This is a genomic window from Streptomyces sp. NPDC030809, assembly GCF_055572195.1.
Window position 1 is genome coordinate 96,076 of record NZ_JBVIDV010000017.1, and the last position, 12,959, is coordinate 109,034.

Consider the following 12,959-nt stretch of genomic DNA (forward strand, 5'->3'; position numbering starts at 1 on the left):
CCGGAGCACCTCTCTCCATCTTTCTTCAACAAACTGTTGACGCTGCGATCGGCCCGAAATTAGGGTCATCCGCATGACGGAAGACGCTTTCCGTCAGCAGTTACCCGTACGGAAGGTCCACCATGTCGAAGCGCGTGCTTACGACCGAGTCCGGCGCTCCGGTCGCCGACAACCAGAACTCCGCCACCGCCGGCGTCGGTGGCCCGCTCCTGATCCAGGACCAGCAGCTCCTCGAGAAGCTGGCCCGGTTCAACCGCGAGCGCATCCCGGAGCGCGTCGTGCACGCCCGCGGCTCGGCCGCGTACGGCTACTTCGAGGTGACCGACGACGTCACCGCGTACACGAGCGCCGCGTTCCTGAACCAGGTCGGCAAGAAGACCGAAACGTTCCTGCGCTTCTCCACGGTGGCCGACTCCCTCGGTGGCGCGGACGCCGTCCGCGACCCGCGCGGCTTCGCGCTGAAGTTCTACACCGAAGAGGGCAACTACGACCTCGTCGGCAACAACACCCCGGTGTTCTTCATCAAGGACCCGATCAAGTTCCCCGACTTCATCCACTCCCAGAAGCGCGACCCCTTCACGGGCAAGCAGGAGGCGGACAACGTCTGGGACTTCTGGGCGCACGCCCCCGAGGCGACGCACCAGATCACCTGGCTCATGGGCGACCGCGGCATCCCGGCCTCCTACCGCCACATGAACGGCTACGGCTCCCACACCTACCAGTGGACCAACGCCGAGGGCGAGGCCTTCTTCGTCAAGTACCACTTCAAGACGAACCAGGGCATCCGCTGCCTGTCCTCCGAGCAGGCCGCGGAGCTCGCCGGCAAGGACCCCAACTCGCACCAGACCGACCTGCTCCAGGCGATCGAGCGCGGTGTGAACCCGAGCTGGACCCTCTACGTCCAGATCATGCCCGCCGCCGAGGCCGCGGACTACCGCTTCAACCCGTTCGACCTCACCAAGGTGTGGCCGCACAGCGACTACCCGCTGCAGCGCGTGGGCCGCCTGGTCCTCGACCGCAACCCGGAGAACGTCTTCGCCGAGGTCGAGCAGTCCGCGTTCTCCCCGAACAACTTCGTCCCGGGCATCACCGCCTCGCCGGACAAGATGCTCCAGGGCCGCCTGTTCGCCTACGCGGACGCCCAGCGCTACCGCCTCGGCGTGAACCACACCCTGCTGCCGGTCAACGCCCCCAAGGCGACCACGGCGCAGAACTACGGCCGCGACGGCGCCATGGCGCTGCGCAACGGCTCGCGCCACGACAAGAACTACGAGCCCAACTCGTACCAGGGCCCGGCCGAGACCGGCGTGGCGCTCGGCGCCTCGAAGGCGGTCTCCGGCTACACCGGCACCCACGCCGCCCCGGCCCACACGAAGGACGACGACTTCTTCCAGGCCGGTGAGCTCTACCGCCTGATGTCCGAGGACGAGAAGCAGCGTCTGGTGGCGAACATCGCCGGCGGCCTGTCCCAGGTCTCCCGCGAGGACGTCATCGAGAAGAACCTGGCTCACTTCCACGCCGCCGACGCCGACTACGGCAAGCGCGTCGAGGAGGCCGTCCGCGCCCTGCGCGAGGACTGAGCCCACAGAACGCGCCGGGGGCCTGACGGGAGGTCGGGCCCCGGGTGCCAGCCCGCCGCCGCGGACCCGGATGAGGGGTGGTTCACGGTGATGGGCAGGACGAGGACCGCGGTGGTGTCGAGCCAGTGCGGTGGTAAAGGCTCCGAGGCCCGCCCCTTGACCTGAGGGGGGCGAAGCCGGAGGGTCTGTCGGCACCACCGCGGTCCCAGCCATTCCCCACTCCCTTCTCCTTGTGCACAGGGGCCGCGCACAGAAGCCCCTGTGTACAAGGAGGGGAGCACGATCCCCGCCCGGCGGGTGCGAACGTCCTGTCGCGCCAGCCTCGCCCCGTCGGGCGGTAACACTTCCCAGGCCAAAGCGCCGGGTTGCGGACGGTCCCGCAACCCGGCGCTTTGTCGTCCCCGGACCTCCGCCCCGGACCCGGCGCCTCGAACGCCCGCGGGGCGGGCCGGTGCCTTCCGAGGACCGGGAACACACCCACCAGGCTCAAACCCGGGGCTCCGCCCCGGATCCCGCGCCTCAAGCGCCGGCGGGGCTGGATGGTGCCGCCCGACCGGGAGTGTGGGAGGCGCCTCCGTGGGGGCCAAAGGATCGGGGCTCCGCCCCGGATCCCGCGCCTCAACCGCCGGCGGGGCTGGATGGTGCTGCCGGAGCCGGATTGCGCCGGCCGGGGCTGGGATGTACGGGGTCGCTTGGGATGCCCGGGCGGCAGGGCCGGATGCGCGGCGGGGCGGGAACCCCGTCTCCACAGGCCGGGACACGGACCTGCGGGACCGGGGGGCCGCCTCGGCAGGGCAGCCGTCCGCTTCGCCTGCACAAGAGGTCGGCTCGGCGACATGCGCACCCCGGCCCTGCCAGCACGCTCCAGCCCCGCCGGCGCTTGAGGCGCGCGCACTCCAGCCCCGCCGGCGCTTGAGGCGCGCGCACTCCAGCCCCGCCGGCGTTTGAGGCGCGGGGTCCGGGGCGGAGCCCCGATCCGTTGGGCCCCACCGAGGCGCCTCCACGCTCCTGTCCACCCCGCCCCGCCCCGCCCGCACCCTTGCCAACCCCACCGGCACAGCCCGCTCGGCGAGCACAGTCCGGCCTCGCAGCACGGTCCGGCGCCGCCGACACAGTCCCACTCCGCATGCGCACCAGCCTCGCCCGCGTTCGAGGCGCGCACACTCCAGCCCCGCCGGCGCTTGAGGCGCGCACACTCCAGCCCCGCCGGCGCTTGAGGCGCGGGGTCCGGGGCGGAGCCCCGGGGGCTGGGGGAAGTGCCGCGTGCAGGGCCGGGCATGCGGAAGGCCCCCGCCCCTCCGGAGGGAGGGGCGGGGGCCTTCGTCGTGCGGGGTCGGCCCCCGATCAGGCCTGCAGGGCCTTGATCGCGGTCGGCGCATGCCCCGGCTCCGTCGCGAGCTCCTCGAACTCGGTGACGTCGCTCATGTCCACCGTCTTGCTCATCGCGATGTTCGTGACCCGCTCCAGGATCGCCTCGACGACGACCGGGACCTGGAACTCCTGGGCCAGCTTCTTGGCCTGCTCGAAGGCCTCGCCGAGCTTGTCGGGGTCGGTCACGCGGATGGCCTTGACGCCCAGGCCCTCGGCGACCTTGACGTGGTCGACGCCGTAGACGCCGATCTCCGGGGTGTTGATGTTCTCGAACTCGAGGTTGACCTCGAAGTTGATCCCCAGGCCGCCCTGCGCCTGACGGATCAGGCCCAGGTACGCGTTGTTCACGAGGACGTGGACGTACGGGACCTTGTGCTGGGCAGCGACCGCCAGCTCCTCGATCATGAACTGGAAGTCGTAGTCGCCGGAGAGCGCGACGATCGGCGTCTCCGGGTCCGCGGTGGCGGCACCGATCGCGGCCGGGATGGTCCAGCCGAGCGGACCGGCCTGGCCGCAGTTGATCCAGTGGCGCGGCTTGTAGACGTGCAGGAACTGCGCGGCCGCGATCTGGGAGAGGCCGATGGTGGTGACGTACCGGGTCTCCGGGCCGAACGCCCTGTTCATCTCCTCGTAGACGCGCTGCGGCTTCATGGGGATGTTCTCGAAGTGCGTACGGCGCTGCAGGGTCGCCTTGCGCTCCTGCGCCGAGGCGGCCCAGGCGCTGAAGTCCGGCAGCCTGCCCTCGGCCTTGAGCTCCTTGGCGACCTCGATGAAGAGCTCCAGAGCGGCCTTGGCGTCGGAGGCGATACCGAAGTCCGGGGCGAAGATCTTGCCGAGCTGGGTGGGCTCGATGTCGACGTGGACGAACTTGCGGCCCTTGGTGTACGCCTCCAGGTTGTAGCCCGTGTGGCGGTTGGCCCAGCGGTTGCCGATGCCGAAGACGAAGTCCGACTCCAGGAAGGTCGCGTTGCCGTAGCGGTGCGAGGTCTGGACGCCGACCATGCCGGCCGCCAGCTCGTGGTCGTCCGGGATGGTGCCCCAGCCCATGAGGGTGGAGATGACCGGGACGCCGGTCAGCTCGGCGAACTCGACGAGCAGGTCGGAGGCGTCGGCGTTGATGATGCCGCCGCCGGCGACGATCAGCGGGCGCTCCGACTCCAGCAGGAACTGGAGGGCCTTCTCGGCCTGGGCGCGGCTGGCCTGCGGCTTGTAGACCGGCAGCGGCTGGTACGTGGCCGGGTCGAACTCGATCTCGGTCAGCTGGACGTCGATCGGCAGGTCGATGAGGACCGGGCCGGGGCGGCCGGAGCGCATCAGGTGGAAGGCCTGCTGGAAGACGCCGGGGACCTGCGCGGCCTCCAGGACCGTGGTCGCGGCCTTGGTGACCGGCTTGGCGATCGCGGCGATGTCGACGGCCTGGAAGTCCTCCTTGTGGAGCTTCGAGACCGGGGCCTGACCGGTGATGCACAGGATCGGGATCGAGTCCGCGATGGCGGAGTACAGGCCGGTGATCATGTCGGTGCCCGCGGGACCCGAGGTACCGATGCAGACACCGATGTTGCCGGCCTTGGCACGGGTGTACCCCTCGGCCATGTGCGAGGCGCCCTCGACGTGGCGGGCCAGCGTGTGGCTGATGCCGCCGACGTTCTTGAGCTCTCGGTAGAAGGGGTTGATCGCAGCGCCGGGCACGCCGAACGCCTGGTCGACTCCTTCGAGCTTGAGGATCTCCACTGCCGCGGCGGCGGCGGTCATACGAGGCATCGGTACTCCTGCGGTCAGGCTGTTTCCGTAATCCGGAAGTTTTGTTCTGCTATACGAAACAACCTAAGAGGCGATCTCCCCGTACGTCAAGGCGCTCCGGCACCCCGGAACCCACCAAATGCCGCGTCCGCGCCCGTCGGTTGCACGAATCCGGGCGTCCGCGGCCCGCGGATGTCGCAGCTGGTGGACGATGGAGCACGCAGAGCGAGCGCCGGGCCGAGGGGGCCGCGGCGGGGCGATGGGGGGCTGACGATGGCCGAGACCTTTCCGGTGCGCTGTCCGGCGTGCGGACTGCAGAACCCGTACGTTCCGACCGCCTTCCCGTGCGCCTGCGGGGCGCCGGTCAGCCCGCCGCTGGACCCGGGGGCGGAGCCGGTGCCGCTGACCCACCGGAACTGGTCCGACAGCTGGGTGGCCGTGCGCTGCACGGCGTGCGGGCGCCGGGACGAGTGGCCGCACCCGGAGGTGGGCTGCAGCTGCGGGACGGTGGCCCGGGTCCCGGTGCACCCGGCCGACTCCCCGGTACGGACGGCCCCGGGGGCGTGTGCGGGCCGCCCGGGGGCCGGTACGGGAGGCCCGGCGGCGGCTCCGCGCGCCCCCGCGTCGGGTACGGAGGATCCGGCGGCCGGTGCGGGCGCCCCCGCGCAGGACCCGGCCGCGGACGGACCTGCTGCCCGGCCCGTCTTCCGCCCGGTGACCATCCGCACCGCCCGGGACGCGGTGACCACGGCCGCGCTCTACCTGCGCTGGCTCGGCTTCCGCGACGTACGGCAGCCGGAGGTGCGGCCCATGCCCGCGCACCCCGTGGACCTGCGGGCGCCCGGGCTGGTGGCCCAGGTGGACCCCACGACGGCGCCGGCCGGGCTGCGGGCGGTGGAGTGCGTCTGGCTGACCGGGATGACCAACTCGGCGGCCGGGGTGTACTTCGCCCTGGCCGGCTACACCGAAGAGGCCCGGGCCCGGGCGGACGGCCTGGGCCTGCCGCTGTTCGTGATGGACCTCACCGGCGTTCCGCAGCCGGTGAACGACCCGGCGGAACATCTGGTCCGGACGGGGGCTTTAGGCTGACGCCTGTTTTTCGCCCGCACCGCCCCGCCTGCCGAGGAGAGACGCCGTGAGCCTCTACGACATCCCGCTGACCACCCTGTCCGACGAGCCGACCAGCCTGGCGCCGTTCAAGGGCAAGGCGATCCTGCTGGTCAACACGGCCTCGCAGTGCGGGCTGACCCCGCAGTACTCCGGTCTGGCCCGGCTCCAGTTCGCGTACGAGTCCAAGGGCTTCACCGTCATCGGCGTGCCCTGCAACCAGTTCGGCGGGCAGGAGCCCGGCACCGCCGAGGACATCGCCACCTTCTGCGCGGCCGGCTTCGGGGTGACCTTCCCGATGCTGGAGAAGAGCGACGTGAACGGCGAGAACCGGCACCCGCTCTTCGCCGAGCTGGTCAAGCACCCCGACGCCGAGGGCAAGGCCGGGGACATCCAGTGGAACTTCGAGAAGTTCCTGATCTCCCCCGAGGGCGAGGTCGTGGCCCGCTTCCGCCCGCGGACCGAGCCGGAGGCCGCCGAGGTCATCGCAGCCATCGAGGCCGTACTGCCGGCCTGACGGCCTGACGGGCCGGCGGGCCGGCGGGCCGGCGGGCTGACGGGCCGGCGGCCCGGGGCCGCCCGACGGCCCCTACGGCCCGGCGGCCCGACCCCTCGCCGTGTCCGGGGCCGGAGGCCGCGCCTGTCTCAGGTGCCCGGCTTCCGGCCCCACACCACGACCGGATCGCCGAGGGCGGTGGTGTTCCACAGCCGTTCGGCGTCGGCCAGCCGCATGTTGATGCACCCGGCCGAGCCGCCGCCGTCGAACAGGTCCCCGTACACCCCGTGGAAGGCCTGCCCGCCCGAGAAGTACTGGGCGAACGGCATCGGCGCGTCGTCGTACAGCTGCGAGGTCTCGTCGATGATCCGCTCGGTGATCTCGTGCCGGCCCTCCCGGGTCTCCTGCCCCCAGCGCCCCGTGCGCACGGGCACCGCCTGGTAGACCGGCTTGCCCTCGCGCTGCACCCACAGCAGCTGCCGGGTCAGGTCCACGCAGACCGTGCGGCCGGCGGACACCGGGCACTTGCCGGCCCGGTTGGGGTGGGCGCGCTCCTCCACGACGAGGGCGGTGCGGTAGGTGACCAGGCTCGCGCGGCCGTCGGCCGGGCTGATGCCCGTACGTTCCTGGAAGGCGCGGATGGCCGCGCAGTCGGCCTCGGACTGGCGGCCGTCCGGCGGCAGCTCCAGGTACTCCTCCAGCTCCCACTGGTACGGGCCCGTGTCCGCGGTGCAGGGCGGGGCGGCCGGTGCAGGCGGGGCCGCCGTGAGCGCGCCGGTCGTACTGCTCGCGGTCGCGGCCGCGGTCCCGCCCGCGAGGAGTACGGCGGCTGCTGCGGCCGCGGCCGCGGGCAGTGCCCTGCGCAGGCGCGGGAACACGTGGCGGTGCGCCATCCGGTCCGTCCTTTCCGTCGGCCTCGGGCCCTGGTGCGTCCTCGCCCTTTGTCTGGCATTCGAGCACGGCGGGCCGTGTTGCGCGCCGAAGTGGGCGGCCATTCGGGCGCGGGGTGGTGTGCTGCCCTGGTGCGGACGTACGGACGGTTCTTGCAGATGACGGCGGTGGCTGCGCTGTCGGCGGTGGCGGCCGGGCTGCTCGCCGGATGCGGGCAGCGCGACGGGCCGCGGCCGGTCACCCCGGACGAGGCCCAGCAGCTCGCACTGGTGCGGCTGACCACGTACGAGAAGAGCCCGGTGAGCCTGCGGATCAGGGTCCCGGGGCCGGGCCCGGCCACCACCGTGGACGCCGTGCTCGACTTCCGCACCCGCCGGGCCTCCGGCACCTACCGGGTGTCCGGCGCCCCCGGGAGACCGGCCGCGTCCGGGGCCCTGGCCTGGGACGACCGGTCGGTGTCCGTGGACCCGGACGGCGGCGGCGCCCGCTGGTCCCGCCGGGCCCCCACCCGCGCCCCGCTGGACCGGGCGCTCCTGCTCGCCCTCGGGCTCGGCCACGACCGGCCCGAGAACGCCCAGCTCCTCGTCCGCAACGGTGCCACCCGGCTGGGCGAACGGCGCCTGGACGGGAGGGCGTACACGGTCTTCGGCGGCCCCCGCGCACCGCGGCGGGCGGGGGCGGGCGGGGCCGCCGGTACGGGGACGGGGGCGGGGGCGGTCGGGACGGATGCCGGGCCGGGTGCCGGGGTCCGGCCGGATGCCGCTGCCGGGGCCGGATCGCCGGTCTCGTACTGGGTGGACCCCGCGGGCGGGCTGCGCCGGGTGGAGGCCAGGATCGGGCCGGGGGCGGAGCCGGTGACCGTGGACCTGCTGGGCCGGGCGGCCGGGCCCCGGGCCGGAGTTCAGGCCGGGCCGCAGGCCGGGGCTCAGCCCGGGTCTCAGCCCGGCGGCAGCCGGTAGCGGTCCTGGTCGGGGCGGGGCATGGTGCGCGCGGGCCGGACCGGCGCCCCGGCCCCGCCGGGCATCCCCGGCTGCGGGGGCGGGGCGGTGACCAGCCGGAACGAGCGGCCGGGCGGCACCACCAGGGGTGCGGGGGCCGGTACGGGCGGGGCCGCGGGCACGGCCCCCACCGGTGCCGCCGCCCGCGGCCCGCAGCGCCCGACCGCGGAGAGGCCTGCGGGGCGGGCGCTGCGCTCGCCGTTGCCCTCGAAGCAGTTGCCCGCGGTTCCGCCGCCGGCGGCGGCCAGCACCAGGTCGGTGCCGTTGCCGGTCACCCGGTTGCCGCGGACCCGGTTGCCGGAGACGGGGTAGCCGAGCACGTCGGTGAGCAGCATCCCGGCCCGCCGGTTGCCCCGGACGAGGTTGCGCTCCAGCACGTTGTCCCGGCCCCCGCCGATGCCGATCCCGATCCCGAACCCGCCGTCCGCCTGCTCGGGGCTGTCCGGGTCGTTGTTGTCGGTGACGGCGTTGCCGGCGAAGACGGCTCGGTGCTGCGGGGCCAGGGCCTCCAGGTCGTCCGAGTTGACGGCGGCGCCGACCCGGTTGCGGCGGGCGCGGTTGCCCAGGAAGTACAACTGCTCGGAGGCGTTGGTGACTTCGAGCCCGACGGCGTTGTGCTCGACGGTGTTCTCCCGTACGACGGTCCGGCAGGGCCGGCACTGGCCCACGTAGATCCCGGAGTCCGCGTGGCCGGAGGCATGGGAGTGCTCGATCAGGCCGTCCCGCGCGTCGAAGGCGTAGATGCCGTACAGGGCGTTGTTGTGGGCGGTCACGTACGAGGCGCGGAAGCCTCGCAGCGGCGGGTGCCGGCGGGTGTCGAGCCGGTCGTACTGCGTGCCGCCGCCGGCGCCGGACTGCCGGCCGGGGTCCGTGACGCCGGTGAACAGCAGCCCGTTGGCAAGGTGATGGCGGACAGTCAGGTTCTCCACCGCGGATCCGGCGCCGGTGACGGTGATGCCGTTCGCCCGCCGGAACTCCCCGTCGACGACCGTGCGGTTGCGGTCCGTGCCGCGCAGGACGACCCGGGCGGTGGACATGGTGACGCTCTCCCGGTAGACCCCCGGGCCGACCAGGACCAGGTCGCCGGGACGCGCCCGGTCCACGGCCCGCTGGATGGCGGGGAACTGCTCCGGGACGCGCAGGACGCGGGGGGTGTGCGGGCCGGAAGCGTCGTCCGCCTCGTCCGCCGGGGCAGCGCAGGAGGAGAGCAGGAGGCAGGAGGAGAGCAGGAGGAGGACCGCGGCACGGAGCGCGGGGCATCGGGGAATGCGCATGCGGCCAGGTGTATCGTCCCGACTGCCGAAAACGCCAATACGGCGCGAACAGCAACGTACGCGACTCATACGACCAAGGGGAGGCGGTGTCCTCGTGTCCGTGCCGAGCCGCCGTGCCTTCGTCTCCGCGGCGGCCGTGGCCGCGGGGGCCGCCGCCGGAGCCGCGGGGATCGCCGCCCTCGCCGGAGCCGCCCGCGACCGGGGTCCCGGCGGCGCCGGGCGGCCGGCGGGCGAGGCGGCCCGATCCGCACGCGGAGCCGGATCGGCGGACCCGGCGGGTTCCGCACCGGCCGCCGATCCCGCCGGTTCCGCCAATCCCGCCGGTTCCGCGGGGTCCGCCTCCCCGGCCGACGCGACGGGGACCGCCGCCACCGCCCTCCGCCAGCGCGGGATCGCCGACCCGCAGCCCCGTCACGTCCTGCTCCTCGCGTACGACCTCTCCCCCGGGCCCTCGGGCGCCGCGGCCCGGGAGGCGCTCTCCGGTGTCCTGGCCCGCTGGCACGCGGTGTCACCGCCGGGGCCCGGCGGGGGCCCGCAGCAGTCCCGGACCGCCAGCGCCACCGTCGCCACCACCACCGTCGGCTTCGGCACCGGCCTCCCGGCGCGCCTCGGCACGGCCCCGCCCGCCCGGCTGCGCGAGCCGCCCGCCTTCCCCGGCGAGCGGCTGGATCCCGGGGCGGGGGGCGGGGACGTGCTCGTGCAGATCTGCGGCCCCGGACCGGGTGCCTGCGCCCGGCTCGGCGCCCTGCTCGACCGGGCCGCCCGCCCCGTCCTGCGGCCGCGCTGGCGGCAGGCGGGCTTCCTGCCCGCGGGCCCGGCCGGGGAGACCCCGCGGAACCTGCTCGGGTTCAAGGACGGCACCGCCAACCCCGGCCCGGCGGACGCCGAGCGCTGGGTGTGGCTCGGGTCCGGCCCGCACGCGGGGGGCACGTACCTGGTGTTCCGGCGGATCCGGCTGCGGACGGCCGCCTTCGCGGCCCTCCCCCCCGTCCGCCAGGAGCGGATCATCGGCCGCCGCCGGACGGACGGGGTCCCCCTGCACGGCGGCACCGAGCACACGGACGTGGACCTCTTCGCGAAGACCCCCGAAGGGCGGTACGTGCTCCCGGCCGACGCCCATGCCCGCCTGGCCCACTCCCGCTTCGACGGGGGCGCCCGGATGCTGCGCCGCGGATACTCGTACGACAACGGGGGCGAGGAGCGGGGCCTCCTCTTCCTCGCCTTCATGAACGATCCGGGGCTGTTCACGCGCGTCCAGCGGCGGCTGTCCGCGTACGACGCCCTCAACGCCTTCGCCGAGCACACCGCCTCAGGGGTGTTCCTCGTCCCGCCCGCCCCGGTCGCGGCGGGCACGGCCCCCCTCTGAGCCGACGCGCGCACCCCCGGACGCGGGGCCCGGACGCGGGGGCCCGGACGCGGGGGCCCGGACGCGGGGGCCCGGACGCGGGGGCCCGGACGCGGGGGCCCGGACGCGGGGGGGGGGGGGGGGGGGGGGGGGGGGGGGGGGGGGGGGCGGGGGGGGGGGGGCCCCCGGCCCGCGGACAGCCGCGGACCGGGGCCCTCCCCCACCCCTACGACTTCCGCCCACCCCCCTTCCCCTTGCCGCCCTTGCCCTTGTCTCCCTTGTCTCCCTTGTCTCCCTTGCCCTTGCCGGACTCTCCGCGCTCGTTGTCGAGGACGATGACGATGCCGTCACCCGCCGCGTTCTCCTCGGTCACGGTGTACGGACCGGTGACCGGCTGCCGCGGGAGCCGGTAGCCCTCGGGCACGGCGACCTCGCGCAGGTAGTACGAGCCGAGCGGCAGCCCGTCGAACACGCACCAGCCGTCGGCCCCGGTGGCGCAGGCGGCTCCCTGCCGGGTGTCCGGGGTGCCGCCGGACACCTGGAGGCCCGGCTGCCCGTTGGTCTCCCGCCAGAGCTCGAACACCGCCCCGCGCAGCGGACGCAGGCTGTGCCCGTCCCGCTTGTGGAGCGAGATCTCCCCGAGCACGGGGTCGTTGTCGATCGTGATGCTCACACCGCGGTCGGCGTTCTCGGCGGTCAGCACCAGCGGGCCGAAGACCCCGGGGGCGGGCAGCTTGTAGCCGCCGGGCGCCTTGGTCTCCTGCCAGTAGTAGGAGCCGAGCGGCAGCCGGCCGGTGCGGCAGACCCCGTCACCGGCCGTCGTGCACGGCTCGCCGACCTTGGTGTCGTCCGCCTGGAGCCCAGGCTGCCCGTTGCTCTCCCGCCACAGCTGGAACACCGCACCGGCGAGCGGCCTGCCGGTGGCGGAGTCGTGCTTGACCACGTCCACACCTCCCAGGACCACGTGGTTGTCCACGGTGACGCTCACCCCGCGATCGGCGTTCTCGGCGGTCAGCTCCAGCGGCCCGAACACGGCGGGCGCCGGCAGCCGGTACCCGTCCGGCGCGGCCGTCTCCTCCCAGTAGTACGTACCCAGGGCCAGCCCGGCCGTGGAGCACGTACCGTCCACGCCGGTCGTGCAGGCAGCCCCGACCTTGGTGTCCGTCGGCTGAAGCCCCGGCTGCCCGTTGCTCTCACGCCACAACTGGAAGACCGCCCCGGCAAGAGCCCTGCCGGTCTCCGCGTCGTGCTTCACGACGGACACCCGTCCGAGGATCGGCTCGTTGTCGGCATCGACCGACACACCCCGCTCGGCGTTCTCCGCAGTCAGCTCAAGCGGCCCGAACACCGCCGGAGACGGCAACCGGTACCCGGGCGGAGCAGCCGTCTCCTCCCAGTAGTACGTACCCAGCGCCAGATCGGCCGTGGCACACGTGCCGTCCACACCCGTCGTGCAAGGATCGCCGACCTTCGTGTCCGTCGGCTGAAGACCCCGCTGACCATTCGACTCACGCCACAACTGGAACACCGCCCCGGACAGCGGGCGCTCCGTGCCCGCAATCCGCTTCACCACCGAGACCCGTCCGAGGACCGGCTCGTTCTCCGCCACGACCCCCACACCCCGCTCGGCGTTCTCCGCAGTCAGCTCCAACGGCCCGAACACCGCCGGAGACGGCAACCGGTACCCGGCAGGAGCAGCCGTCTCCTCCCAGTAGTACGTACCCAGCGCCAGCCCGGCCGTGGCACACGTACCGTCCACACCCGTCGTGCAAGGATCGCCGACCTTCGTGTCCGTCGGCTGAAGACCCCGCTGGCCGTTCGACTCACGCCACAACTGGAACACCGCACCGGACAGCACCCGCTCCGTGCCCGCGATGCGCTTCACCACCGAGACCCGGCCGAGGATCGGCTCGTTGTCGGCATCGACCGACACACCCCGCTCGGCGTTCTCCGCAGTCAGCTCCAACGGCCCAAACACCGCCGGAGACGGCAACCGGTACCCGGCAGGAGCAGCCGTCTCCTCCCAGTAGTACGTACCCAGCGCCAGCCCGGCCGTGGAACACGTACCGTCCACACCCGTCGTGCAAGGATCGCCGACCTTCGTGTCCGTCGGCTGAAGACCCCGCTGGCCGTTCGACTCACGCCACAACTGGAACA

Annotated in this window: 9 protein-coding genes; 5 read left to right on the forward strand and 4 right to left on the reverse strand. The window is 73.7% G+C overall.

Annotated elements, in window-relative coordinates:
- The first annotated feature begins 122 nt into the window (after positions 1-122).
- A complete protein-coding gene (locus ACZ407_RS22665) occupies positions 123-1,580 on the forward strand; it encodes a catalase (RefSeq protein ID WP_468130958.1) in 1,458 nt (485 codons plus the stop codon).
- Positions 1,581-2,924: 1,344 nt separating this feature from the next.
- Here ACZ407_RS22665 and gcl read toward each other — a convergent pair.
- Positions 2,925-4,712, reverse strand: a complete 1,788-nt coding sequence (gene gcl / locus ACZ407_RS22670) for a glyoxylate carboligase (protein WP_468130960.1) — start codon at positions 4,710-4,712, stop codon at positions 2,925-2,927.
- A gap of 252 nt (positions 4,713-4,964) precedes the next feature.
- On the opposite strand from gcl, the gene ACZ407_RS22675 reads away from it, so the two are divergent.
- Together ACZ407_RS22675 and ACZ407_RS22680 are read left to right on the forward strand one after the other, a co-directional pair.
- The gene (locus ACZ407_RS22675) at positions 4,965-5,780 is read left to right on the forward strand and encodes a hypothetical protein (RefSeq protein WP_468130962.1); all 816 of its coding nucleotides are present in this window, start codon (positions 4,965-4,967) and stop codon (positions 5,778-5,780) included.
- A gap of 46 nt (positions 5,781-5,826) precedes the next feature.
- Positions 5,827-6,315, forward strand: coding sequence for a glutathione peroxidase (locus tag ACZ407_RS22680; RefSeq protein ID WP_468130964.1), 489 nt, complete (start codon positions 5,827-5,829; stop codon positions 6,313-6,315).
- A 128-nt stretch (positions 6,316-6,443) separates the two neighbouring features.
- On the opposite strand, the gene ACZ407_RS22685 is transcribed toward ACZ407_RS22680, so the two are convergent.
- Positions 6,444-7,187 carry a L,D-transpeptidase gene (locus ACZ407_RS22685; protein WP_468130966.1) on the reverse strand — a complete coding sequence of 248 codons (744 nt, stop codon included), beginning with the start codon at positions 7,185-7,187 and terminating at the stop codon, positions 6,444-6,446.
- Positions 7,188-7,337: 150 nt separating this feature from the next.
- Here ACZ407_RS22685 and ACZ407_RS22690 point away from each other — a divergent pair, with 150 nt between their 5' ends.
- Positions 7,338-8,144 carry a hypothetical protein gene (locus ACZ407_RS22690; protein ID WP_468130968.1) on the forward strand — a complete coding sequence of 269 codons (807 nt, stop codon included), beginning with the start codon at positions 7,338-7,340 and terminating at the stop codon, positions 8,142-8,144.
- Here ACZ407_RS22690 and ACZ407_RS22695 read toward each other — a convergent pair.
- Positions 8,123-9,457 carry a right-handed parallel beta-helix repeat-containing protein gene (locus tag ACZ407_RS22695; protein WP_468130970.1) on the reverse strand — a complete coding sequence of 445 codons (1,335 nt, stop codon included), beginning with the start codon at positions 9,455-9,457 and terminating at the stop codon, positions 8,123-8,125. The genes ACZ407_RS22690 and ACZ407_RS22695 overlap by 22 nt on opposite strands.
- A 100-nt stretch (positions 9,458-9,557) precedes the next feature.
- Between ACZ407_RS22695 and ACZ407_RS22700 the strand changes: the two genes are divergently transcribed.
- On the forward strand, positions 9,558-10,823 hold the full coding sequence (locus ACZ407_RS22700) for a Dyp-type peroxidase (RefSeq protein ID WP_468130972.1): 1,266 nt from the start codon (positions 9,558-9,560) through the stop codon (positions 10,821-10,823).
- 205 nt (positions 10,824-11,028) lie between these two features.
- Here the strand turns inward: ACZ407_RS22700 and ACZ407_RS22705 are convergent, their stop codons facing one another.
- Positions 11,029-12,768, reverse strand: coding sequence for a SpaA isopeptide-forming pilin-related protein (locus ACZ407_RS22705; protein WP_468131109.1), 1,740 nt, complete (start codon positions 12,766-12,768; stop codon positions 11,029-11,031).
- Positions 12,769-12,959 lie beyond the last annotated feature (191 nt).

Excerpts from the sequence above, each read along its gene's own strand:
- ACZ407_RS22695 (WP_468130970.1), bottom strand. The coding sequence starts at position 9,457 with ATGCGCATTCCCCGATGCCCCGCGCTCCGTGCCGCGGTCCTCCTCCTG.
- ACZ407_RS22685 (WP_468130966.1), bottom strand. The coding sequence starts at position 7,187 with ATGGCGCACCGCCACGTGTTCCCGCGCCTGCGCAGGGCACTGCCCGCG.
- gcl (WP_468130960.1), bottom strand. The coding sequence starts at position 4,712 with ATGCCTCGTATGACCGCCGCCGCCGCGGCAGTGGAGATCCTCAAGCTC.
- ACZ407_RS22675 (WP_468130962.1), top strand. The coding sequence starts at position 4,965 with ATGGCCGAGACCTTTCCGGTGCGCTGTCCGGCGTGCGGACTGCAGAAC.
- ACZ407_RS22665 (WP_468130958.1), top strand. The coding sequence starts at position 123 with ATGTCGAAGCGCGTGCTTACGACCGAGTCCGGCGCTCCGGTCGCCGAC.